Raw genomic sequence first — 24,228 nt, forward strand, 5'->3', positions numbered from 1 at the left:
CAGATTCACCCTGTTTCAGGTGATGGTAGCTAACCATCACCCACTACCTAGTTCAAGATACAACGGATGTACTTGCAGCGTCTTTACGATCTACCCATTACCACCGCTCGACGCGCTTTACCAGTCAGCAGCGTGCCTTGCGGCACGCTGTATCTGATTATTAATGCAGGATTTTCGCCAGGAAGTCTTTCGCGCGTTCGGATTGTGGGTTATTGAAGAAATCATCCTTGCGGGTGTCTTCAACGATTTTTCCCTCATCCATAAAGATCACGCGGTGCGCTACTTTACGGGCAAAGCCCATTTCATGCGTAACGACCATCATGGTCATGCCTTCCTGCGCCAATTCAACCATAACGTCCAACACTTCGTTGATCATCTCTGGATCAAGTGCGGATGTCGGTTCGTCAAATAGCATCGCGATAGGATCCATGCACAGTGCGCGCGCGATGGCGACACGCTGTTGCTGGCCGCCGGAAAGCTGTCCTGGGTATTTGTTGGCGTGTGCCGCCAGCCCAACGCGTTCCAACAGCTTCTGCGCTTTAGCTTTGGCTTCTTCACGATTACGTTTCAGTACTTTCACCTGCGCCAGCGTCAGGTTCTCGATAATTGATAAATGCGGGAACAGTTCAAAGTGCTGGAACACCATCCCGACTTTGGAACGCAACTGGGCCAGATTGGTTTTCTTATCGTTAACGGCAATGCCATTGACGGTAATTTCACCTTGTTGAATTGGTTCCAGACCGTTTACGGTTTTGATCAGGGTTGATTTACCAGAGCCAGAGGGCCCGCAGACGACCACGACTTCACCTTTTTTTACTTCTGTGGAGCAGTCGGCTAGCACCTGAAATTGGCCGTACCATTTAGAAACATTTTTCAGGGAAATCATCAAACCGTCCTTTTTTTCAGGTAACTGACCAGCATTGAGGCAGTAATGCTGAAGAGAAAATAAATGAACCCGGCAAACAGGATCATTTCAACTTGTGTCCCGTCACGCTCGCCGATGGTTGAGGCGGTACGGAAGAAATCAGCGAGGCTGAGCACGTAAACCAGTGAGGTATCCTGGAACAAAACAATCCCCTGCGTCAGCAACAGCGGCACCATCGCGCGGAATGCCTGCGGCAGAATAACCAGCTTCATGGATTGCCAGTGCGTCATGCCTAATGCTAACGCCGCGGAAGATTGACCGCGTGACACGCTGAGAATACCCGCACGAATGATTTCCGAATAATAGGCTGCCTCGAACAGCGAGAAGGCTACCATAGCTGAAATCAGTCGAATATCGGTTTTCGGCGATAGCCCAAGCACATTTTGTAATAAGCTAGGAACCACCAGATAGAACCACAGCAGCACCATGACGAGCGGAACGGAGCGGAACAGGTTCACATACAGCTTGGCGAACCAACTGATAGGCTTGATCGGCGACAAGCGCATCACCGCCAGAATCGTGCCCCAGACAATCCCGAAGACCACCGCCGTTAGCGTAATTTTGAGTGTGACGACCATCCCCTGAATCAGGTACGGCATGCTTGGCCCAATTGAGCTCCAGTCAAATTCATGCATGATTTATTTGCTCCCCATATTGCCCGGCAAACGGGTTTTTCGCTCAACGACCTGCATAATCAACATAATGATGGCATTGATGCCAACGTACGCCAGCGTGATGGCGGTAAAGGATTCATACGCGTGGGCGGAATAGTCCAGCAGTTTTCCTGCCTGTGCCGCCATATCAACCAGACCAATCGTGGAAGCGATGGCCGAGTTTTTTACCAGGTTCAGCATCTCTGAGGTCAACGGCGGAACAATCACACGGTACGCATTCGGCAGTAACACATAGCGGTAGGTTTGCGGCAGCGTCAGGCCCATCGCCAGCCCGGCGGCTTTCTGGCCACGTGGTAGCGATTGAATTCCTGCACGCACCTGCTCACAAACGCGCGCCGCGGTGAAGAGCCCCAGACAAATCATTGAGGACAGGAAGAATTGAATATTGGGATCTAGTTCGGCTTTAAACCACATACCGATGTTGACGGGAAGCAGTTCAGGAACCACCAGATACCAGGTAAAGAACTGGACAATCAGTGGGACGTTGCGAAATAGTTCGACGTAGCAGGTACCAATGCCCGCAAGGAAACGATTTGGGACGGTACGCAGGATTCCAAATAAAGAACCAATAAGAAAGGCGATAATCCAGGCACAGATAGATAATGTCACGGTGACTTGCAGACCGGACAAAATCCACCCGAGGTAGGTTGTGTTGCCGAAGGGGGCGGCTTGTAGAAATATGCCCCAGTTCCAATCTATTGACATAACGAACTCCGGTAAAAAAAGGGTAGCGAAGCTACCCTGAAGATTGATGAGCGGCCATATTCCCGTTCTGTTTCAAACTACAGGTGTATTGTTTATTTTCCTGTTTATCGAAATTTCTCGGGGCAACATGTGATGGGGAACGACCATCACATGCCTGTCTGTCCTGCCACGAATCAGCAATCAGAGGGCAGATAGCTCTGCCCTTATTCTCATTATTAATTAGTTTAGCGCTTTGTCATTTGGCGCCTTGAACAAGGCCTTCATTTCATCTGACAGTTCAAAGTTCAGGTTGAGATCTTTTGGCGGAATAGGCTGTTTGAACCAGCGATCGAACCATTTTTCAGCTTCACCGGAGGTCTGAACTTCAGCGATGGTGTCATCAACCAGTTTCTTGAATTGTGGATCGTCTTTACGCAGCATACAGCCGTAGGCTTCTTCAGACTGCGCTTTGCCGACGATATCCCACTGATCGGCGTTTTTCGCTTTCGCACGTTCACCCGCCAGCAGTGCATCATCCATCATAAAGGCAACAGCACGGCCGCTTTCTAGCGTACGGAAGGAGTCACCGTGGTCTTTCGCACTGATGATACGCATCTTCATTTGTTTTTCTTCATTCAGCTTGTTCAGCAGGACTTCAGAGGTGGTGCCGGAAGTCACTACGACGGTTTTACCCGCCAGATCCGGGAAGTCTTTTACGCCGGAATCTTTTTTGGTTAACAGACGCGTACCGACCACAAAAATAGTGTTAGAGAACGCGGCTTGTTTCTGACGTTCCAGGTTGTTAGTCGTTGAACCACATTCAAAATCAAAGGTACCGTTCTGCAACAGTGGGATACGGTTCTGAGAGGTGATAGGGAGTAGCTTGACCTGCAGATTAGGCGCATCCAGTTTTTTCTTAACCGCTTCGACAATTTTGTCAGAGTAGGCTTGAGAGTAGCCGACCACTTTTTGCGTGTTGTCATAGTAAGAAAAAGGTACGGACGATTCGCGGTGTCCAATGACGATCACGCCATTATCTTTGACCTTTTTCAATGTACCGGCCAGATCTTCAGCCTGAGCTACGCTGGCGGCGGTGCCAAGCAGAAGCAGTGATAATGCCAGTTTACGCATTTGCATGTTCTAACTCCTTTGCTGTCGTTATATACCCGTCATCTTCAAGTTAACATTGTCTTCAAGCTAACATCGTATTGCTGTATCACTCATAATGCTTTGTGACTTCTCTGTGATAACGCTGCACCGTTAAAGCGCGAAGTTACTGTCTATACAGTTAAAAAGTAGCTGATTGTAAATAGATTGAAATAGAAATGTTTGTTTTTTGCGATATCCGCCGCACCAAATAACAGCAATGTCAGAGGGTGGCACCAATTTGGTGCATTGCTTGCCCCAATAGAGAGCTTTACGCCGACGTAATATCCAAAAAAATACAGAAACAACCCTTTACAGGGTAATAAGAGGCAAATACCGTGCCATAAATAAAAAAGGCATGCAAAAGCATGCCCTTAGGGATGTGAAGTGGGGATGGCTATCGGCGACGCAAACCGAAGAAAACGGCAGCGACACCGCCCAGTAACGTAATGATCCAGAGCGGCCAGGAACCGAAGCGCGCATAAGGCGTTATCCCGGTTGCTGGCACGACCTGCGTGCTCAGCACCGCACGCGTAAACTGCGGCAGACTGGCGCTAACATTACCATCAGGCGTAATCACCGCTGTGACGCCGTTATTGGTACTACGAACCAGAGGGCGCCCTAATTCCAGTGATCGCATGCGTGCCATCTGGAAGTGTTGCCACGGGCCGATTGAATGACCAAACCAGGCATCGTTCGAGATGGTCAGCAGCATATCGGTATCTGGACGGAAGTTATCACGCAACTGTTGGCCTAAGATGATTTCATAACAAATGGCGGCGTTGAGCTTGAAGCCGTGCACAGAAAGCTGGGGCTGAACGTAGTCTCCGCGGCTAAACGATGACATGGGGAGATCGAAGAACGGCGCTAGCGGACGTAACAACGTTTCCAGCGGGACAAACTCGCCAAAAGGTACCAGATGGTTTTTGTTGTAACGGTTCGTTGTGGGGTAGTGATATGGATCTTTGTCGCCCAAAACGATGACTGAGTTATAAAAATCGGTTTTATTACCCTCACGCCGGATATCGACGATACCCGTAATCAGGCTGCTATTGCGGCTACGCAGAATGTCGTCAATTTGCTTCAAATAGGCACCCTGACGGCTTTCAATATCAGGAATCGCCGTTTCTGGCCAGATAACGATGGGGGCCTTGTCCATATAAGGCAGGCTGTTATCCAGATAGATTTTCAGCGTGTTCAACAGCTCATCTTGTTCCCACTTCATGGCCTGAGGAATGTTGCCCTGAACCAGAGCGACATTGACGGCGCGTTCAGGTTGCAGGGTATACCACTGCACGTTGCGCAGCGGCCATGATAAAACGAAAACGCCGATGGCAATGGCCGCCGGAACGACTTTGCGTTGAGTGATGGCATAAACGAGTAGCCCGCTGAGGCTCATCAATAGGAAGGTAATGGTGTCGATACCCAGAAGGGGGGCGATACCTTTGAGCGGGCCGTCAATTTGGCTGTAGCCGAATTGCAGCCACGGAAAACCGGTGAGCACCCAGCCGCGCAAAAATTCAGTTAGCTGCCAGAGCACGGGAGCGGCAAGCACCAGACGCCACAGCGTTGTTTTCGGCCACAGGCGTGAGAGTAGGGCAGCAAACAGCAGAGGGTAGAGCGACAAATAGGCTGCAAGCAGAACGACCAGCGCAACATTGACAGGGCCGGGCATCCCGCCAAACTGCGCGATGCTGACGTAAACCCAGTTAACGCCGCTACCGAACAGACCCAATCCCCAGCAAAATCCTATCCAGGCTGACTGACGACTCGTACGGTTGAGCGTCAGTGCCTGTAAGCCCATGAGCGAGATAATCGCCGCAGGCCAGAAATCAAAGGGAGAAAATGCCAGCGTGCCACAGGCACCAAATAAGAGCGCCAGCAGGGCTTTGACCTGCTGGCGTTGTAGAAAAGAAGCGACAACCATTGCCAAATTATTCTTCCAATTTTGGTTGAGGGGAATTGTCAGGGATTCTGACATGAACCTGAATAATACGGCGGCTGTCCGCCATCGCAACCTTAAACAGGTAACCTTCTATGTCGATGGTTTCGCCACGGGCAGGAAGATGGCCGAAAGACTGCATAACCAAGCCGCCAATGGTGTCGACCTCGTCATCGCTGAACCGTGTATCGAAAGCCTCGTTAAAATCTTCGATATCGGTTAACGCACGAACGGTGTAGGTCTGGCGATTAAGCTGACGAATATCTCTGTCTTCTTCATCGTCGTATTCGTCTTCAATTTCGCCGACAATCAACTCAAGAATATCTTCAATCGTGACCAGGCCGGATACGCCACCAAACTCATCGATGACAATCGCCATGTGATAGCGCAGTGAGCGGAACTCGTTCAGCATTCTATCAACGCGTTTACTTTCCGGCACAACCACGGCGGAACGCAGAACTTTATCCATACTGAAGGGCTCGGAATCGCTGCGCATAAACGGCAGCAAATCCTTCGCCATCAGGATGCCTTCAATGTGGTCTTTATCTTCGCTAATAACGGGGAAACGAGAATGGGCGGATTCGATAATCACGTCCAGACACTCTTCCAGCGTTTGATCGCGCTTGAGCGTAATCATCTGCGAGCGAGGGATCATGATGTCGCGTACACGCTGGTCGGCGATATCCATGACGCCTTCGAGCATATCTCGTGTTTCAGGATCGATCAGTTCATTCTGTTCGGAATCACGAATCAGAGTGAGTAAACCGTTACGATCTTTTGGCTCGCCGTGAAAAAGCTGATTAAGAATAAGAGAAAAGAAGCCCTTTTTGGGACTGGGTGCATCGCTGTTTTGAGAATGGTCGTCGCTCATGCGTTTTAATTAACATCACTCTTGTTAAGGGATTATTGCCAGCCGTTGGAATCGACACAGCGGCTGACGTGGAGCAAAGAAGTACCCGATATCTTCCCGATCTCGGGCTATACCCGTCATACTTCAAGCTGCATGTGCGTTGGCTTTCCTCACTCACCCAGTCACTTACTGGTGTAAGCTTCTGGGATTCGTTGTGTCGCCGCCTTCCTGCAACTCGAATTATTTAGGGTCTATACAAAATGTATTTCTATTTATTCGGTGAGGCCATCTTTTTCTGCAAGGTAAGGATCGGCATAGCCCATACTTTGCATAATCTCGGTTTCCAGCGCTTCCATTTCTTCGGCTTCGCTGTCTTCGATATGGTCATACCCTAGCAGATGCAGGCTACCATGGACAACCATGTGCGCCCAGTGCTCTTCTACGGTTTTTTCCTGCTCTGCGGCTTCACGTTCGACAACCTGACGACAGATGATTAAATCGCCAAGCAAAGGAAGCTCAACCTCAGGCGGTGCCTCGAAAGGAAACGACAGCACGTTGGTCGGCTTGTCTTTACCGCGATAGGTGTTATTCAGGTCGCGGCTCTCTGCCTCATCCACGATACGGATCGTGACTTCAGAGACTTCCTGAAACTGTGGCAGAACGCCTTCCAGCCAGCGCTGAAAGTCTTTTTCTTCCGGTAGCCCTTGTGCTTGCTCGCTGGCGATTTGTAAATCCAGAATCACCTGACTCATTTTTGCTCCTGATCTGATGCCGCAGCCTGTGCTTCACGCTTACGCTGTTCTGCTAAGGCGTCTTTACGTTTCTGCTCGGCATTTTCCCACGCTTCATAGGCATTCACAATCCGTGCAACCACAGGATGGCGCACCACGTCTTCGCTGTGGAAAAAGTTAAAGCTGATCTCTTCCACATCGGCCAGCACTTCTATTGCGTGGCGTAAGCCGGATTTCAGATTCTTCGGCAGGTCGATCTGTGTGACGTCACCGGTGATGACCGCTTTTGAGTTGAACCCGATGCGCGTCAGGAACATTTTCATCTGTTCGATGGTGGTGTTCTGGCTTTCATCCAGAATGATAAAGGCATCGTTCAGCGTTCGGCCACGCATGTAGGCCAGTGGCGCGACTTCAATAACGTTGCGTTCGATGAGCTTTTCTACGCGCTCAAAGCCCAGCATTTCAAACAGAGCATCGTAAAGTGGGCGCAGGTAAGGATCGACTTTCTGGCTCAGGTCGCCAGGCAGGAAGCCCAATTTCTCGCCAGCTTCGACGGCTGGGCGCGTTAACAGAATACGGCGAATATCCTGACGCTCCAGTGCATCCACGGCGGCAGCGACGGCTAAGTAGGTTTTCCCCGTTCCCGCAGGGCCAACACCGAATGTGATGTCGTGATCGAGGATATTGGCGACATACTGTGCCTGGTTCGGCGTGCGCGGTTTGATTACGCCGCGTTTGGTGCGGATGTTGACCACTTTGCCATAGTCAGGAACGTGCTCCGCAGACTGTTCCAGCACGCGAGATTCTTTAATCGCCAGGTGAATTTGCTCAGGATCGATATCGCCGATGACGCCACGTACCGGGGCCGTATCGACATACAGACGTTGCAGGATATCGGCGGCAGCTTGCGTCAGCAGGTTTTTACCGACCAGCTTAAACTGGTTATCGCGGCGATTGATCTCGATGCCTAAGCGGCGCTCTAACTGCTTAATATTGTCATCAAACGGACCGCAAAGGCTGAGCAGGCGTTGGTTATCTGCGGGTTCAAGGGCAATCTCTTTTGTCGTTACGTTCAAATTATTCCTCTTGAGCGTTACTGCGCTGGCGCTTTCTGCCGGCACAAAATGAACAGTTGTCAGACGGCCTGATGTGTCAGCCATATGAATGAATTATTCATCGTGAATGCCCGATGGTGCAAGTCACAATCATGATATTGGGATGCCGCCTCGCAAAAGCAAATGTAAGCGGCATGAAATTGAAGCGGATAGCCTGCAATAAAAAATGGGTGGCAGAGCCACCCATCAATCACGCTGAGACTGAAACGTACATCGGTTAAGGCTGATAGAACCCGACGCCGATCTCGTTCTCTTTGCGGGTACGCGCAATCACGGAAGACGGTGATTCATGTACGCGCAGATCCATTTGATCTTCGGTGCGCACCACGATGCCGCGCAGCGAGTTGGTATAAACATCAACGATTTCCACATCGACGAATTTACCGATCATATCCGGCGTGCCTTCGAAGTTGACGACGCGGTTGTTTTCCGTACGGCCAGACAGCTCCATCACGCTCTTACGTGAGGTGCCTTCTACCAGAATACGCTGGACGGTGCCCAACATGAGTCGGCTAAACCGCATGGCCTGCTGGGTGATGCGCTCTTGCAGAAGATACAGACGCTGTTTTTTCTCGTCTTCCGGCACGTCATCGACCATATCCGCAGCCGGTGTTCCCGGACGGGCAGAGTAGACAAAGCTGTAGCTCATATCGAAATTCACATCGGTAATCAGCTTCATCGTCTGTTCAAAGTCAGCCTGCGTTTCGCCAGGGAAACCGACGATAAAGTCAGAACTGATCAGAATGCCCGGACGCGCATTGTGCAACTTACGGATGATCGCTTTGTATTCCAGCGCGGTATGACGGCGTTTCATCATCGTCAGCACGCGGTCGGAACCGCTTTGTACTGGCAAATGCAGGAAGCTGACCAGTTCCGGCGTATCTTCATAGACGCTGATGATATCGTCTGTGAATTCAATCGGATGGCTGGTGGTAAAGCGGACGCGGTCGATCCCGTCAATAGCGGCGACCAGACGCAGCAACTCAGCAAAGGTGCAGATTTCACCGTCATAGGTTTCGCCGCGATAGGCGTTGACGTTCTGCCCAAGAAGGTTGACTTCACGTACGCCTTGCGCGGCCAGTTGAGCGATTTCGAACAACACATCATCACACGGGCGGCTGACTTCTTCGCCGCGGGTATAAGGCACCACGCAGAATGTGCAATATTTATTGCAGCCTTCCATGATGGAGACGAAAGCCGTTGGCCCTTCGGCTCGCGGCTCTGGCAGGCGGTCGAATTTTTCGATTTCAGGGAAACTGATATCCACGATCGGGCTACGGGTGCCCTGAACGTGATTAATCATTTCCGGCAGGCGGTGCAAGGTTTGCGGGCCAAAAATAACGTCAACGTAGTGCGCACGTTCACGAATATGCGCGCCTTCCTGTGAGGCCACGCAGCCCCCGACACCAATAATCAGGTTCGGATTGAGATCTTTCAGCGTTTTCCAACGGCCAAGTTGATGGAAGACCTTTTCCTGCGCCTTTTCACGGATCGAACAGGTATTGAGCAGCAGGACATCGGCTTCTTCAGCGATTTCAGTCAGCTCATAGCCGTGCGTACTTCCCAGTAAATCAGCCATCTTCGATGAATCGTACTCATTCATCTGACAGCCCCAGGTTTTAATATGCAGTTTTTTTGTCATCGACTTACCATTACTCAGTGCGGATAAGAAAGATTCCCCTCATTTGGGGTGGGTATTGTAATCGCTCGCCGACGTTGTGACCAGCGCCGGAAACCACGCTGATTTGATAACTCCTTACTTTCTATAAAAATGCGGCTTTTCTGAAAAGTTACCCGTAAATCCAGTACACTATTTTCATGCATTTTTACTGGTGTGAATAAACCAGAACCAGAGAGGATAAAGCCAATATGCATTACGATGCGATTGTGGTTGGCGGTGGCATGGTCGGCGCAGCTGCGGCGCTTGGGTTGGCACAGCAAGGATTTCAGGTTGCCGTGGTTGAGCAGGAAATGCCGATACCGTTTGATGCCGCCAGTCCGCCAGATTTACGGATCTCGGCGATTGGCTATGCGTCGGTTGCGCTATTGAAAGAACTGGGCGCATGGCAGCGAGTGCAGCAGATGCGCAGCGCGCCTTACCGGCGGTTGGAAACCTGGGAATGGGCGAATGCCAGAGTCGTTTTCGATGCTGCCGACATTCACCTGCCCGAGCTGGGTTTTATGGTGGAAAACCGCGTGCTGCAACTGGCGCTCTGGGAAAGTTTACAGGAAGAGGAGCGCTGTCACTGTTATTGCCCGGCTACGCCGCAGAACCTGCAACGCACCGATGATGGCTGGTGCTTACAGCTTGCCGATGGGCAGCAACTGACGGCTTCGCTGGTGGTGGGAGCTGATGGCGCGAATTCTCAGGTTCGCCAGTGGGCGGGGATTGGTATCAACGGCTGGCAGTACCGTCAGTCTTGTATGTTGATCGGCGTTGAGACCTCGCAACCCCAGCAGGATGTGACCTGGCAGCAGTTTACGCCGAGCGGTCCGCGTGCATTTTTGCCGCTGTTTGACCAGTGGGGATCGCTGGTGTGGTATGACAGTCCGCAGCGTATTCGTCAGCTTCAGGCGATGCCGCTTACACAGTTGGATAAAGAAATTGCGGCCGCGTTTCCTGAGCGATTGGGCACGGTTAAGGCGCTCTCCGCTGGTTCATTCCCGTTGGTCAGACGCCATGCACAAACCTATATCAAGCCAGGCTTGGTGCTGCTGGGTGATGCCGCGCATACCATCAATCCGTTGGCGGGGCAGGGGGTTAATCTGGGGTATCGCGACGTTGAGGCGCTGCTGGACGTGTTAATTAATGCGCGTAATGCAGGAGAAGAATGGGCTTCTGAGCGCGTGTTACGCCGTTATCAGTGCCGCCGTATGCCGGATAATCTGATGATGCAAAGCGGGATGGACCTCTTTTATAACGCGTTCAGTAATGCGTTACCGCCGCTGAGCTTTGCACGCAATATGGCGCTGATGGTTGCACAGCGCGCTGGCGTGTTAAAACAGCGCGCATTGAAATATGCCATTGGTGTCTGATGAGTAATGAGGACGCCGCCCGCTACAGCACAGGCTCGGCGGTGAAGATAATATCGGTGTCCTCATTAGTTGTTGCTATAAAGCGAACATGTCCTATCTGCCTAACGCCTTTACCTGAGGCCTGGCTATCCTGAAGCAGGCCGAACATCATCTCGGTCATCTCAGGGCTTTCGAGACTATTTTCACCTGACAACGCCCCGCCCAATAGCGCAGAAAACGCGGCAGTGACGATTTGCAGATTCTGTCTTGTTGCATCGGGGGATTCTGACGCGGCGTTGAGTATCACAAGTCCATTAAGCTGCTGGCTTTTACTCTCTACCGACCCAATTAATCCGACGTGCTCATTAAAAATGTGCTGAAAATCATCGACGGACGTTCCCTTTTCCAACTTAACGGTCAATTCGAGAGGGATATTGAGTTTCTTCAGATTGGCATTCATCCGGTCAGCGAACGCTTGCGAAGACATCTTAAAAGAAGGGACGCTAGCAGCATCAGCCGGTGTGATGAAGCAAAACAGCAATGCCACGCTGAGTAGCAGTTTGCTTAACTGCGCACGTATCACGGATCGCCGCAATTGGCTGAAACCATGAATAACAGAGGATGTCGATAAAACCTTCATGCCCGCCCTTTTGAGAAAATCGAATGATTGGTTTGCATATGTTAGCACCAGATGATGTTAATACCAGACATAACAAAACGGGGCGACATCTTTCGATTGTCGTCCCGCCTGTGTTTTTCGGGTATCGATTTTATTTCTCTACAAACGGGGGCGTCAGCCTGCGCTACTGCCGGGATTCTGGTGTTACAGCTTCCCTTCTGCAATATCGAAGTTAACCACTCCTTTAGTTTTCAGATCTAAAGTGCATGCATATGTCATCGTCGTTTTGTCGTTAAGGATATTTGTGAATTTGACTTTGTCGCCGATGAACGTTAGCTGATTGCTTTTGCTGTCTAGTAAAAAGCGGGAAAAGAGATTATCGATTATGTCGTCAGCCCATTCGTAATTGTATTTTGAGGCTTTTTCTACAAGAGGCTTACAGTGAGCTGTAGCGTCAACAACATTGACTTTGAAAAGGCATTGCCCATCGGTAGGGCTACAAGCTTTTGGTGCTGCACTTTCCTCATCACTGCTAACCCAACGGAATATTCCCCACCCGATAGCAGTTAGAATAACGATCATAACTAACATCATGCCTAATGTGACGCCTGGGTCTTTAATCCCGCAGTGTGGGCAAACTTTTGCCGACATGGATACTTCTTTTTTACATTCTCTGCATTTCGTTAATGCCATGTGGAAATTCCGTCTTCAAAATAACAGCTAAGAAAATTGAACATAACAAGAGGCGCTTTTTGTCTTTCTGTCGCCACTTTGTCGCCATGCATAACAAAACGGGGCGACATCTTTCGATTGTCGCCCCGTTTCTTTGCTGTTTTACCAGCTTTGTTTGGCTGGGGTACGAGGATTCGAACCTCGGAATGCCGGAATCAGAATCCGGTGCCTTACCGCTTGGCGATACCCCAAAAATATGGTGGCTACGACGGGAATCGAACCTGTGACCCCAGCATTATGAGTGCTGTGCTCTAACCAGCTGAGCTACGTAGCCAAATGTACTGCTAATGTTACTTCACTTCAACAAATCTTCTACTATCAAGTAGATGGCTGGGGTACCTGGATTCGAACCAGGGAATGCTGGTATCAAAAACCAGTGCCTTACCGCTTGGCGATACCCCAACAGGACAACGAATTTTTCAGCATATGTTTTGAAATGGCTGGGGTACCTGGATTCGAACCAGGGAATGCCGGTATCAAAAACCGGTGCCTTACCGCTTGGCGATACCCCAATCACTACAAAACACTAACAAGCTTCGAAAAGCGATGTCAGACCGAGAAGATGATATGGTGCGGGAGGCGAGACTTGAACTCGCACACCTTGCGGCGCCAGAACCTAAATCTGGTGCGTCTACCAATTTCGCCACTCCCGCAAAAAAGATGGTGGCTACGACGGGAATCGAACCTGTGACCCCAGCATTATGAGTGCTGTGCTCTAACCAGCTGAGCTACGTAGCCATCTTTTCCGCGTCACCTTCATCGGCGTTGCGGGGCGCATTATGCGTAGTTGGCCTAATTGCGTCAACTAGTTTTTTCCCGAAAAGTGCCCTCAATGTACCGTTTGTTTGGGTTGTGAACAGTATGGTGAGAAAAACGCCAAAAAGCACGCATTCCCAGTCAATTAAGCGTACAAAAACGGGCCATGAAAGACCCGTTGATTGAAGAAATTAAATCGAATTATTTGTAGGCGGACTGGTGTACGCCAACCGCACGGCCTGATGGATCATCCAGTTTCTTGAAAGATTCATCCCACTCAATCGCTTTAGCTGACGAACAGGCGACTGACGGGCCACCCGGTACGCATTCTGCTGCGCTTGGAACCGGGAACAGCTCTTCGAAGATTTCACGGTACAGATACGCTTCTTTGGAGCCCGGCGTGTTGTACGGGAAGCGGAAGCGCGCTGTCTCCAACTGCTGATCGGTAACCTGCTGAGCCGCTACTTCTTTCAGCGTATCAATCCAGCTGTAGCCTACGCCGTCAGAGAACTGCTCTTTCTGACGCCATGCAACGCTGTGCGGCAGATAAGATTCAAAGCACTCGCGCAGGATGTGTTTTTCCATCTTGCCGTTGCCACACATTTTGTCGCGTGGGTTGATGCGCATAGCGACATCGAGGAAGTTTTTGTCCAGGAACGGTACGCGAGCTTCCACACCCCAGGCTGACATCGCTTTGTTCGCGCGGGCGCAGTCGTACTGGTGCAGTGCCAGCAGCTTACGCACGGTTTCTTCATGCAATTCTTTGGCGTTTGGCGCTTTGTGGAAATAGAGGTAGCCGCCGAACACTTCGTCAGACCCTTCGCCTGACAGCACCATCTTGATGCCCATGGCTTTGATTTTACGGGACATCAGGTACATTGGCGTTGAGGCGCGAATCGTGGTGACGTCATAGGTTTCGATGTGATAAATCACATCGCGAATCGCATCCAGCCCTTCCTGCACGGTGAAGTGAATTTCGTGGTGCACGGTGCCCAAGTGGTTAGCGACTTCCTGCGCGGCTTTCAAATCTGGCGCACCTTCCAAACCGACGGCGAAAGAGTGCAACTGAGGCCACCAGGCTTCACTACGTTCGTCATCTTCTACGCGACGTGCCGCATATTTTTTGGTGATTGCAGAGATAACGGAGGAATCCAGACCGCCAGAGAGCAACACGCCGTAGGGCACGTCAGACATCAGGTGGCTTTTCACCGCTTCTTCCAGCGCATCGCGTAGCGCTTCTTTATCCGTTTCGTTGTCTTTTACGGCGTCGTAATCAAACCAGTCGCGCTGGTAATACTCGCGAATTTCACCGTCTTTGCTCCACAGGTAGCTGCCAGCCGGGAATTCTTTGATGGTGCGGCAAACCGGCACCAGCGCTTTCATTTCAGAAGCGACATACAGGTTGCCGTGCTCATCGTAACCCATATACAGCGGGATAATGCCGAGGTGGTCACGGCCAATCAGGTAGGCGTCTTTTTCGCTGTCATACAGGGCAAAGGCGAACATGCCGCGCAGCTCATCCAGGAATTCAGGGCCTTTTTCCTGATACAGCGCCAGAATTACTTCGCAGTCGGAGCCAGTCTGGAACGCGTAACGGTCACCGTATTGCTGACGCAATGCCTGATGGTTATAAATTTCACCGTTAACGGCCAGAATGTGGGTGCGCTCGGCGTTGTAAAGCGGCTGTGCGCCCGTGTTGACGTCAACGATAGACAGACGTTCGTGAGCCAGAATTGCTTTGTCGCTGGCATAAACGCCGGACCAGTCTGGCCCGCGGTGGCGCATTAGACGGGATAACTCCAGCGCTTTCTTACGCAGTTCAACAGGATCGCTTTTCAGATCAAGCACACCAAAAATAGAACACATACATGACTCCCAGTAATGACAGATTCGAACTCAGTGCCATTGATTTAGCATCAAAGTGCCATAGGAATTCAATATTGTTTAATGAAAAAAGCCATTGGTGTGGTGTTTCGTTAATTTATTCGGTTTTTTGGTGTTGATTCGTCAAATTCATAGAAGGGAAAGGCCGGATTTTTAGGGATTACATAATCCGGCCAGAAAGGGAATCAGGCATTTTCAAGTAATTGCTGTAGCAGCACGCCATTCAGCATTGCCCGTTTGACCAGGGCGAACGCGCTGATAGCGGAAAGATGGTTGAGGCTGGATATCTCAATCGGCAGGTTGTGACGAAATTCTTTCAGCACCTGCGCGTTGATGCAGCGTTGGATCGCGGGAAGCAGCGTTTTTTCTGCTTCGGTGATTTCACCGGCAATCACGACTTTCTGAGGGTTGAACAGGTTGATCGCGATGGACAGCGCTTTGCCCAGATTGAGTCCGGCCTGTTCGATGACTTCACGGGCGAGGGCATCACCACGGTTTGCCGCTTTGCAAATTGCAGAAATCGTACAGCTATCGGTAGAAAGCTTGCTGGGGTAGCCCTGACCCAGCAGGTGTTGTACGCGTTGTTCAATGGCGGCGTTGGCTACGACGGTTTCCAGACAGCCGAAATTGCCGCAGTGGCAGCGATCGCCAAGTGGATCGATCTGAATATGGCCGATCTCGCCCACGTTGCCGTTACTGCCGAGAAAAATTTGCCCGTTGACGAGAATACCCGCGCCTGTGCCGCGATGGACGCGTACCAGGATAGAATCCAGTGAATCGTGGGTGGCACCGAAATAGTGTTCTGCCAGCGCCAGGCTGCGGATATCGTGACCGACAAAGCTGGTAACGTTGAAGTGACGTTGCAGATTTTCGACCAGTTGCCAGTTATTCACGCTGATGTGTGGCATATAGCGGACGATGCCTGCAACGGGATCAACCAGACCTGGCAGCACAACCGAGATCGCAATGAGCTCGCGAATACGGCGCTGATGGCTGGCGATAAAGCCGCTGATAACGTGAAAAAGTGCGGCTTCTAGCGACTCCTGCGTTTTTTCTTGCAGATCGTAGTGCGCTTCTTCCAGCGCTTTTCCCTGCAAATCGTACAGCGCAATGGTGACGTCATAGCGACCAAGGCGTACCGCTATGGTATGGAAAGGGCGGTTTTCGGTGATAATCGAAATGGCGCGTCTGCCACCGGTGGAGGCCTGTTGATCGACTTCTTTGATGAGCCCACGTTCCAGAAGCTGGCGGGTGATTTTGGTCACGCTGGCGGGGGCAAGCTGGCTCTGTTCTGCTATCTGGATTCGTGAGATCGGACCCTGCTGGTCAATCAGGCGGTAAACCACCGCGCTGTTTAGTTGCTTAACCAGATCGACATTCCCTATCTGCGCTTGTCCGCCTGTGGTCATTAAGAAGTTACTCGCTTAGGTTTAACTCAACGTTGGGGTAAACCTTATCTCAGTTTACCCCAACGTATTTTCGCTTTACCCCAAGGCGTTTCTCGTTTTATCCCCAAACAGGATTACCGTTAACAAACGTCTTGAGAATGTGATAGTCACGGTCAAAGACGGTCAGGTTGGCCACTTTACCGCTTTCAATACTGCCTAACTGCTTATCCACGCCGATGGCGCGCGCAGGGTAGAGCGTTGCCATCCGAATCGCCTCATCCAGCGCGATGCCCGCGTGTTCGACGCTATTACGTACGGCGTCGATCATAGTCAGTGCCGAACCGCTCAGGGTGCCGTGTTCATCGACACAAATACCATCACGGTAGTATATGGTTTTACCAGCAAAAATGAACTGGTCAATATCCGCACCGGCCGGTGCCGTGGCGTCGGTCACCAGCACCAGCTTATCGCCCTTGATACGTTTACTGTTGCGAATATTGGCCCAGTCAACGTGTCGTCCATCCGCGATAATACCGCAATAGACTTCCGGGGCGTCGTAAATCGCGCCGACCAATCCGGGTTCGCGGCCGGTCAGATACGGCATGGCGTTGAACAGGTGGGTAGCGAAACGAATACCAGCGGCAAAACCCAGCTTCGCCTGTTCCCAGGTGGCGTTGGAATGCCCGGCAGAGACGATAATGCCCGCCGCTGTTAGCTGGCGGATAACCGACGGTTCGACTTCTTCCGGTGCCAGCGTGATTTTCGTAATGGCATCCGCGTTGGCGCACAGGAAGTCGACGAGTTCCTGCGTTGGTTTGCGAATAAAGGCAGGGTCATGCGTGCCTTTCTTGAGTACATTCAGCCACGGACCTTCGAGATGCAGCCCAAGCGCCTGATGCTTATTCTGCGCCAGCCAGTCTCTCATCACATCGATGCTGTGCTTCATAAATGCATCGCTGGAGGTAATCAGCGTAGGTAAAAAACTGGTACAGCCTGAACGCTCGTTCGCCTGCTGCATGATCTCCAGCGTCTTGACGGAGATCGTGTCCAGCGAGTCGTTGAACTGCACGCCGCCGCAGCCGTTCAACTGGAGATCGATAAAACCCGGGGCGAGGAACGCACCGCTCAGGTCGTGTTGTTCAATGCCGGCAGGAAGCTCGGCAAGTGGGCAGACTCGCTCGATCAGCCCATCGGCAATCACGACGGCGTGATTATCCAGAATCTGGTGGCCGGTGAAGATCCGGCTATGGGTTAATGCGTACATCATCGACTCCCGCATCGGTTAGAGATTTTTCATGCTTTCCGTTTCTAACTCACGGAAATATTTAACGGTTTTTACCTTCAGCTCCATTGTTGAAGGCTCGTCACAAACCATGATGGCTTTGGCGTGAAGTTGCAGACAGCTGATGGTCCACATATGGTTAACGTTGCCTTCTACCGCAGCCTGTAGCGCCTGCGCCTTGTTACGACCGGTCACCAGAATCATCACTTCTTCGGCATCCAGCAGCGTACCGACGCCCACGGTCAGGGCAAATTTAGGCACCAGACTGACGTCCCCGCCGAAGAAACGGGAATTGGCGATACGGGTTTCTTCTGTCAACGTTTTGATGCGGGTGCGGGAGGCCAGAGAGGAGGCGGGTTCATTGAAAGCGATATGTCCATCATTGCCCACGCCGCCCATGAAAAGATGAATTTTCCCGTAGGACTTTATTTTCTCTTCATAACGGCGACATTCTGCTGTGATGTCTTCTGCGTTGCCGTTCAACAGGTTAATGTTTTCACGCGGAATATCAACGTGATTGAAGAAATTCTGATGCATGAAGGTATGATAGCTTTCTGGATGGTCGGTCGGCAGGCCGACATATTCATCCATATTGAAGGTGACAACGTGTTTGAAGCTCACCAGACCGGCTTTGTGCATGGCGACCAGTGATTTGTAGGCCTCCACCGGTGAACTGCCCGTCGGCAATCCCAGAATAAAAGGGCGCTCTGCGCTGGGCTTGAAAGCGTTAATTTTCTCAACGATGTGGCGGGCGGCCCATTTTCCGACGTCGGCGGCGGTGGTTAAAGGAATGAGTCTCATCGGCGCTCTCCTGATTTTTTAGTGGAATTAAATACGTTATTGCGCAAATCGCGCCAGTTGCGCGTTTTGTCTATGCATTAAAATTAGTCTACTCCGTTTTTTTTAATCTTGAAATAAGTTGGGGTTTTATTCAGGTATAAACTTTTTGTATGCAGTTTTTTGGTGATTTTTATCACATAATTACGGGGTTTAATTTGTGTAGCGAATTATTTTTCTTACACTCCCCCTAAGAACCACCGCTGCCACGTTTTCTCGACAATGACGTTTTCGACAGCGACGTTCTTCGGCAGTGAAATTTATTGGCAGGTTTGTTTGCCCCACAACATTTCATTACCTCGCAAAGGTAAGAGAGGGAAAAGTGAGTACTCTGAGCTATTTACAAAAAGTCGGTCGGGCATTGATGGTGCCTGTTGCGACGCTGCCTGCTGCCGCTATCCTGATGGGGATAGGTTACTGGATTGATCCGGTTGGCTGGGGAAGCGAGAACGCGTTGGCGGCACTCCTCATCAAATCGGGTGAGGCGATTATCGGGCATATGGCCGTGCTGTTTGCTGTCGGTGTCGCGTACGGTATGTCGAAAGATAAAGATGGTGCGGCGGCATTGACCGGTTTTGTCGGTTATCTGGTGTTGACCACGCTGTGTTCACCGGCCGTTGTTGCCATGATCCAACGGATCCCTGTTGAACAGGTACCCGCCGCATTTGGCAAGATTGAAAACCAGTTCATCGGGATTCTGGTCGGTGTCATGTCCGCCGAGCTGTATAACCGCTTTAGTCAGGTTGAGTTGCCTAAGGCGCTGTCGTTCTTCAGCGGACGCCGTTTGGTTCCGATTCTAGTTTCTTTCCTGATGATTCTGGTGGCGTTCATTTTAATGTACGTCTGGCCGGTGATTTACAATGCGCTGGTGTCGTTCGGTGAACACATTCAACAGATGGGGTCGGTCGGCGCTGGGGTTTATGCCTTCTTTAACCGCTTGTTGATTCCTGTTGGATTGCACCATGCGCTGAATTCCGTGTTCTGGTTTGATGTCGCGGGTATCAACGATATTCCTAACTTCCTGGCCGGCCAACAGTCTATCGATTCTGGTAAAGCTGTTGTGGGGATCACCGGACGTTATCAGGCAGGCTTCTTCCCGATTATGATGTTTGGTTTGCCGGGTGCCGCGCTGGCGATTTATCACTGCGCACGCCCTGAAAACAAAAGCAAAGTGGCTGGGATTATGCTGGCGGCGGCATTTGCTTCCTTCTTTACTGGGATCACTGAGCCGCTGGAATTCTCCTTCATGTTTGTTGCGCCGGTGCTGTATTTCCTGCATGCGCTGCTGACCGGTTTTTCTGTCTTTATCGCGGCCAGTATGCATTGGATTGCCGGCTTTGGTTTCAGTGCGGGTCTGGTCGATATGGTGCTGTCCTCACGTAACCCGCTGGCCACCCAGTGGTACATGCTGCTTGCTCAGGGGCTGGTATTCTTCGTCATTTACTATGTGGTGTTCCGCTTTACCATCACTCGCTTCAATCTGTTAACGCCAGGGCGTGAGCTGGCTGTGAGCGGTAGTGAAGCCGATGGCTATGACGTGAGCACGGCGTCTGCGGGTGAGAAATCAAGCGATACGGCGACGCTGGCGCGGGGCTATTTGCAGGCGCTTGGCGGAAAAGCCAATCTGACGGGCATTGATGCCTGTATCACACGTCTGCGTTTGAACGTGGCTGATTCCTCTCTGGTTGATGATGCGCAGGCAAAACGTCTTGGTGCGGCGGGCGTTATTCGTCTGAATAAGCAGAGCGTACAGATTGTGGTAGGTACGCAGGCTGAATCGATAGCGACCGCGCTGAAAGCCGAGTATGACAAGGTATAAGTATGACAAGGCGTAATACGACGATGTTGATCGTTTAACGCGGTGTTATACCGATGAAATGGATAGGGCGAGATAGCAATCTCGCCCTTTTTTTTCGTTATGAATAATTAAATGAAACTAACGGTTGTTTCCCAGCGTAGCTTGTTGGATCATTGTCGGTTATACGTCGTTTTAGCATTGAGGAATGAAGAATGAGTGAGGCTGAAGCCCGCCCAACCAACTTTATCCGTCAGATTATTGATGAAGATCTGGCGTCCGGTAAGCATGACCATATTCAGACGCGTTTCCCGCCAGAGCCAAACGGCTATCTGCATATTGGGCATGCAAAGTCTATTTGCCTGAATTTTGGTATCGCGCGTGACTATCAGGGGCAATGCAACCTGCGTTTTGACGATACCAATCCGGTAAAAGAAGACATCGAATACGTTGAATCGATCAAACGTGACGTCGAATGGCTGGGTTTTTCATGGAGCGGCGACGTTCGCTATTCTTCTGATTATTTCGATCAACTGCACGCTTATGCGGTTGAGCTGATCGGTAAAGGGCTGGCTTACGTTGATGAACTGACGCCTGAGCAGATTCGCGAATACCGCGGTACGCTGACGGCACCGGGCAAAAATAGCCCTTACCGCGATCGCACCGTGCAGGAAAACCTGGCGCTGTTTGAAAAAATGCGTAACGGTGGGTTTGCGGAAGGTACAGCCTGTCTGCGTGCAAAAATCGATATGGCATCGTCCTTTATCGTGATGCGCGATCCGGTGTTGTATCGCATTAAATTTGCCGATCACCACCAGACGGGCAACAAGTGGTGCATCTACCCGATGTATGACTTCACCCACTGCATTTCCGATGCGCTGGAAGGGATCACACATTCACTGTGTACGCTGGAATTCCAGGACAACCGCCGTCTGTATGACTGGGTGCTGGATAACATCACTATTCCTTGCCATCCACGTCAGTACGAGTTCTCCCGCCTCAATCTCGAATACGCGATTATGTCCAAGCGTAAGCTGAATCAGCTGGTTGTGGAAAACGTCGTTGAAGGATGGGACGATCCGCGTATGCCGACCATCTCTGGTCTGCGTCGTCGTGGTTACAGCGCAGCCTCTATCCGTGAATTCTGTGTGCGCATCGGCGTAACGAAGCAGGATAACAACGTGGAAATGGCCGCGCTTGAATCCTGTATCCGCGACGACCTGAATGAGAACGCGCCGCGTGCCATGGCGGTGCTGGATCCGGTCAAAGTCGTGATCGAGAACCTGTCAGCCGAGCACGAAGAGTTTGTCGCGATGCCAAATCATCCGAACAAGCCAGAAATGGGTTCACGTCAGGTCGCATTCAGCCGCGAAGTTTACATCGATCGTGCTGACTTCCGTGAAGAAGCCAACAAGCAGTACAAGCGTCTGGTGCTGGGTAAAGAAGTGCGTCTGCGTAACGCTTATGTGATCAAAGCAGAGCGCATTGAAAAAGACGAGCAGGGTACTATCACCACGATCTACTGTAGCTATGATGCGGAAACGCTGAGCAAAGATCCGGCTGATGGTCGTAAAGTGAAAGGCGTTATCCACTGGGTTTCTGCGGCACACGCGGTACCAGCGGAATTCCGCTTGTACGATCGCCTGTTCAGTGTGGCAAACCCTGGCGCGGCGGAAGACTTCCTGTCGACAATTAATCCAGATTCACTAAAAATTACGCAAGGCTTTGTGGAAGCAAGCCTGGCGCAGGCAGAAGCTGAGAAAGCGTATCAGTTTGAGCGTGAAGGCTATTTCTGTGCTGACCGCGTTTACTCCAGTGCAGAACATCTGGTGTTTAACCGTACGGTTGGGCTACGTGATACCTGGGTCGGCTAAGGCCACCGGTAAGAAGACAAAAATAAAACCGCCTCGGCGGTTTTATTTTTTTATGCGGTCGATTTATCGTGTGGAATCGTGCAGGGTTTCATCCTCTCGGCAATCCCCTTCACTGCAATGCCCATAAAGATACAGACTGTGGTTGGACAGTTTAATGCCGTGTCTTTCTGCGATCTCACGCTGACGTGCTTCGATATATTCATCGCGGAATTCAATGACTTTGCCACAGTCGAGGCAAATTAAGTGATCGTGATGATGCTGCTGCGTCAATTCAAAGACGGATTTGCCACCTTCGAAGTTATGACGGGTTACGATACCCGCATCATCAAACTGGTTGAGTACGCGATAGACGGTAGCGAGACCAATCTCTTCGCCCATATCAATCAGTTTCTTATATAAATCTTCCGCACTGACGTGATGGCAGACAGGGTCCTGTAACACTTCCAGTATTTTCAGTCTTGGAAGAGTGACTTTCAGGCCGGCCTTCTTTAATGCGGTATTGTTGTCAGTCATGCGGGTTTAATCCTGTTGCTTACTTATCAATGGAGGCTGCCTAGCCTATGACATCGGTCGGCTCAAAAAATGCAAAAGCGTCTCAATTATAGAACCGCGCATACAAAATGAAAACAAGGGAATGTTAACAATATTGTCCCCATTCACACTATTGGTATACAACGCAATTCGTTGTTGATGAATGAGGAAATGATGATGCACATACAAAGCCGATGGGATTATTGTACAGGTTTACTGATAGAAGTTAAAAAAATGTATCAATTATTATGAAAGGTTTTACCTATCAATGCTGTTTTCGGCTCTGATAGGGATTATCAGAGCCGAAATGGCTTAGCCAACCAGCTCTTTCAGGTTCAGCTCATCACTGATCTGTTTCACCCACGTTGTTACGCGTTCGCTGGTCAGTTCAGGCTGGCGGTCTTCATCGATAGCCAGGCCGATGAAGTGATTGTCATCGGCGAGTCCTTTAGAGGCTTCAAAGTAATAGCCCTCTGTTGGCCAGTGGCCGACAATCGTCGCGCCGCGAGGCTCAATGATGTCACGGATGGTGCCCATGGCATCACAGAAGTATTCTGCATAATCTTCCTGATCGCCGCAGCCAAACAGGGCAACCAATTTTCCTGTGAAATCCACTTCTTCCAGCGACGGGAAGAAGTCATCCCAATCGCACTGAGCTTCACCGTAATACCAGGTTGGAATACCCAGCAGCAGAATATCGAAACCTTCGAGGTCTTCTTTGCTGCTTTTGGCGATGTCATGAACATCAGCGACGTTGGTGCCTAACTGCTGTTGAATCGTTTTGGCGATGTTTTCAGTGTTGCCGGTATCACTGCCAAAGAATATTCCGATGAGTGCCATGAATTAAATAACCTCTTGATTCCTAATGGTATGGTGTAATGTTTCACCCACTTATCTGTTAATAATAACAGACACTCACATCGGGAGAAACTCGTATCGGTAAGGATGCGTAAATCAAGAGCGTGTGACATGCGAAGGTGAGTAAGGAAACGAAACGTATCTCTGCGTGATACTAAATTCCCCATAATGAATAGGGATTATGTTATTGTCTGAGATTCAGTACACATTTCCTTAATATAATTACGGTTATATATTTGCAACGACGTTTCATTTTTTATGGATGTATTTTTTATTTCGCTGGTTGTTTCAATTGTAATTAAAAGCAGACTTCTGTTTGTGAAAAATAAAAATCACGGAGCGGTACGTTACTATTCCTGAGAATTAAAATGCACACAAAAGATAATGTTTTATAGGGCTGAAAATCGGTAACATTTCTCGGGAATATTCTTAATGAATGGAAATAAGAACTATAACCATTTGCAGCTGAAACGATGCAATCATGAAAGAAAGGGTTTTATTCTTTTGATGTTAAAGAATAAAATGAAAACTCATCTCAAATCACCTTATTGCCTAATGGTATGTCCGTGCCAACGCAAGCAGGACGCGGG

20 protein-coding genes and 6 tRNA genes are annotated in these 24,228 nt (G+C 50.4%); 3 read left to right on the forward strand and 23 right to left on the reverse strand.

Features of this window, described 5'->3' with window-relative positions:
- Window positions 1-160: 160 nt before the first annotated feature.
- The 9 genes from ACIPUG_RS16635 to miaB form a co-directional block, all read right to left on the reverse strand.
- Window positions 161-886 (reverse strand): amino acid ABC transporter ATP-binding protein, encoded by a 726-nt coding sequence (locus ACIPUG_RS16635; protein WP_014914630.1) that lies wholly within the window; start codon window positions 884-886, stop codon window positions 161-163.
- Window positions 886-1,560 (reverse strand): glutamate/aspartate ABC transporter permease GltK, encoded by a 675-nt coding sequence (gene gltK, locus ACIPUG_RS16640; RefSeq protein ID WP_014914631.1) that lies wholly within the window; start codon window positions 1,558-1,560, stop codon window positions 886-888. The genes ACIPUG_RS16635 and gltK overlap by 1 nt, the downstream gene beginning before the upstream one ends.
- A 3-nt stretch (window positions 1,561-1,563) precedes the next feature.
- Complete coding sequence (locus tag ACIPUG_RS16645; RefSeq protein ID WP_010285409.1) at window positions 1,564-2,304, reverse strand: amino acid ABC transporter permease; 741 nt, start codon at window positions 2,302-2,304, stop codon at window positions 1,564-1,566.
- A gap of 219 nt (window positions 2,305-2,523) precedes the next feature.
- The gene (locus ACIPUG_RS16650; RefSeq protein ID WP_040034576.1) at window positions 2,524-3,420 is read right to left on the reverse strand and encodes an amino acid ABC transporter substrate-binding protein; all 897 of its coding nucleotides are present in this window, start codon (window positions 3,418-3,420) and stop codon (window positions 2,524-2,526) included.
- Window positions 3,421-3,826: 406 nt separating this feature from the next.
- A complete protein-coding gene (lnt, locus tag ACIPUG_RS16655; RefSeq protein ID WP_400339331.1) occupies window positions 3,827-5,356 on the reverse strand; it encodes an apolipoprotein N-acyltransferase in 1,530 nt (509 codons plus the stop codon).
- A gap of 7 nt (window positions 5,357-5,363) precedes the next feature.
- The gene (gene corC, locus ACIPUG_RS16660) at window positions 5,364-6,242 is read right to left on the reverse strand and encodes a CNNM family magnesium/cobalt transport protein CorC (RefSeq protein WP_400339334.1); all 879 of its coding nucleotides are present in this window, start codon (window positions 6,240-6,242) and stop codon (window positions 5,364-5,366) included.
- Window positions 6,243-6,493: 251 nt separating this feature from the next.
- On the reverse strand, window positions 6,494-6,973 hold the full coding sequence (gene ybeY, locus ACIPUG_RS16665) for an rRNA maturation RNase YbeY (RefSeq protein ID WP_039275337.1): 480 nt from the start codon (window positions 6,971-6,973) through the stop codon (window positions 6,494-6,496).
- Window positions 6,970-8,028, reverse strand: a complete 1,059-nt coding sequence (locus ACIPUG_RS16670; RefSeq protein WP_014914633.1) for a PhoH family protein — start codon at window positions 8,026-8,028, stop codon at window positions 6,970-6,972. Before ACIPUG_RS16670 ends, ybeY begins: the two co-directional genes overlap by 4 nt.
- Window positions 8,029-8,284: 256 nt before the next feature.
- A complete protein-coding gene (gene miaB / locus ACIPUG_RS16675) occupies window positions 8,285-9,709 on the reverse strand; it encodes a tRNA (N6-isopentenyl adenosine(37)-C2)-methylthiotransferase MiaB (protein ID WP_039521064.1) in 1,425 nt (474 codons plus the stop codon).
- A gap of 227 nt (window positions 9,710-9,936) precedes the next feature.
- Between miaB and ubiF the strand changes: the two genes are divergently transcribed.
- Entirely contained in the window at window positions 9,937-11,103 is a 1,167-nt protein-coding gene (gene ubiF / locus ACIPUG_RS16680) for a 3-demethoxyubiquinol 3-hydroxylase (RefSeq protein ID WP_039516515.1), read from the forward strand.
- A gap of 22 nt (window positions 11,104-11,125) precedes the next feature.
- Here the strand turns inward: ubiF and ACIPUG_RS16685 are convergent, their stop codons facing one another.
- From ACIPUG_RS16685 to nagB, 12 genes are all read right to left on the reverse strand, one after another.
- Window positions 11,126-11,722 carry a hypothetical protein gene (locus ACIPUG_RS16685; protein ID WP_400339338.1) on the reverse strand — a complete coding sequence of 199 codons (597 nt, stop codon included), beginning with the start codon at window positions 11,720-11,722 and terminating at the stop codon, window positions 11,126-11,128.
- Window positions 11,723-11,905: 183 nt separating this feature from the next.
- A complete protein-coding gene (locus ACIPUG_RS16690; protein WP_119872286.1) occupies window positions 11,906-12,394 on the reverse strand; it encodes a hypothetical protein in 489 nt (162 codons plus the stop codon).
- A gap of 155 nt (window positions 12,395-12,549) precedes the next feature.
- Window positions 12,550-12,624: transfer RNA gene (locus ACIPUG_RS16695), tRNA-Gln, on the reverse strand.
- A 6-nt stretch (window positions 12,625-12,630) separates the two neighbouring features.
- Window positions 12,631-12,707: transfer RNA gene (locus ACIPUG_RS16700), tRNA-Met, on the reverse strand.
- A gap of 53 nt (window positions 12,708-12,760) precedes the next feature.
- A tRNA-Gln gene (locus ACIPUG_RS16705) sits at window positions 12,761-12,835 on the reverse strand.
- Window positions 12,836-12,870: 35 nt separating this feature from the next.
- Window positions 12,871-12,945: transfer RNA gene (locus tag ACIPUG_RS16710), tRNA-Gln, on the reverse strand.
- A 56-nt stretch (window positions 12,946-13,001) separates the two neighbouring features.
- Window positions 13,002-13,086 (reverse strand) — tRNA-Leu (locus tag ACIPUG_RS16715).
- Between the two features lie 8 nt (window positions 13,087-13,094).
- A tRNA-Met gene (locus ACIPUG_RS16720) sits at window positions 13,095-13,171 on the reverse strand.
- Between the two features lie 219 nt (window positions 13,172-13,390).
- On the reverse strand, window positions 13,391-15,055 hold the full coding sequence (asnB, locus tag ACIPUG_RS16725) for an asparagine synthase B (protein ID WP_010285438.1): 1,665 nt from the start codon (window positions 15,053-15,055) through the stop codon (window positions 13,391-13,393).
- Between the two features lie 203 nt (window positions 15,056-15,258).
- Window positions 15,259-16,482, reverse strand: a complete 1,224-nt coding sequence (locus tag ACIPUG_RS16730) for an ROK family protein (RefSeq protein ID WP_039498808.1) — start codon at window positions 16,480-16,482, stop codon at window positions 15,259-15,261.
- 97 nt (window positions 16,483-16,579) lie between these two features.
- Complete coding sequence (nagA, locus tag ACIPUG_RS16735; RefSeq protein WP_039275404.1) at window positions 16,580-17,725, reverse strand: N-acetylglucosamine-6-phosphate deacetylase; 1,146 nt, start codon at window positions 17,723-17,725, stop codon at window positions 16,580-16,582.
- An 18-nt stretch (window positions 17,726-17,743) separates the two neighbouring features.
- The gene (gene nagB, locus ACIPUG_RS16740) at window positions 17,744-18,544 is read right to left on the reverse strand and encodes a glucosamine-6-phosphate deaminase (protein ID WP_400339342.1); all 801 of its coding nucleotides are present in this window, start codon (window positions 18,542-18,544) and stop codon (window positions 17,744-17,746) included.
- 358 nt (window positions 18,545-18,902) lie between these two features.
- Between nagB and nagE the strand changes: the two genes are divergently transcribed.
- Together nagE and glnS are read left to right on the forward strand one after the other, a co-directional pair.
- The gene (nagE, locus tag ACIPUG_RS16745; RefSeq protein ID WP_039529683.1) at window positions 18,903-20,399 is read left to right on the forward strand and encodes an N-acetylglucosamine-specific PTS transporter subunit IIBC; all 1,497 of its coding nucleotides are present in this window, start codon (window positions 18,903-18,905) and stop codon (window positions 20,397-20,399) included.
- A gap of 191 nt (window positions 20,400-20,590) precedes the next feature.
- Window positions 20,591-22,249 carry a glutamine--tRNA ligase gene (gene glnS, locus ACIPUG_RS16750; RefSeq protein ID WP_039287896.1) on the forward strand — a complete coding sequence of 553 codons (1,659 nt, stop codon included), beginning with the start codon at window positions 20,591-20,593 and terminating at the stop codon, window positions 22,247-22,249.
- 63 nt (window positions 22,250-22,312) lie between these two features.
- On the opposite strand, the gene fur is transcribed toward glnS, so the two are convergent.
- The gene (fur, locus tag ACIPUG_RS16755) at window positions 22,313-22,762 is read right to left on the reverse strand and encodes a ferric iron uptake transcriptional regulator (protein WP_010285452.1); all 450 of its coding nucleotides are present in this window, start codon (window positions 22,760-22,762) and stop codon (window positions 22,313-22,315) included.
- Between the two features lie 330 nt (window positions 22,763-23,092).
- Complete coding sequence (gene fldA, locus ACIPUG_RS16760; RefSeq protein WP_010285453.1) at window positions 23,093-23,620, reverse strand: flavodoxin FldA; 528 nt, start codon at window positions 23,618-23,620, stop codon at window positions 23,093-23,095.
- Between the last annotated feature and the right edge of the window lie 608 nt (window positions 23,621-24,228).

This window comes from Pectobacterium sp. CHL-2024 (assembly GCF_044751765.1).
In the GTDB taxonomy this organism is placed as follows: Bacteria; Pseudomonadota; Gammaproteobacteria; order Enterobacterales; family Enterobacteriaceae; genus Pectobacterium; species Pectobacterium brasiliense.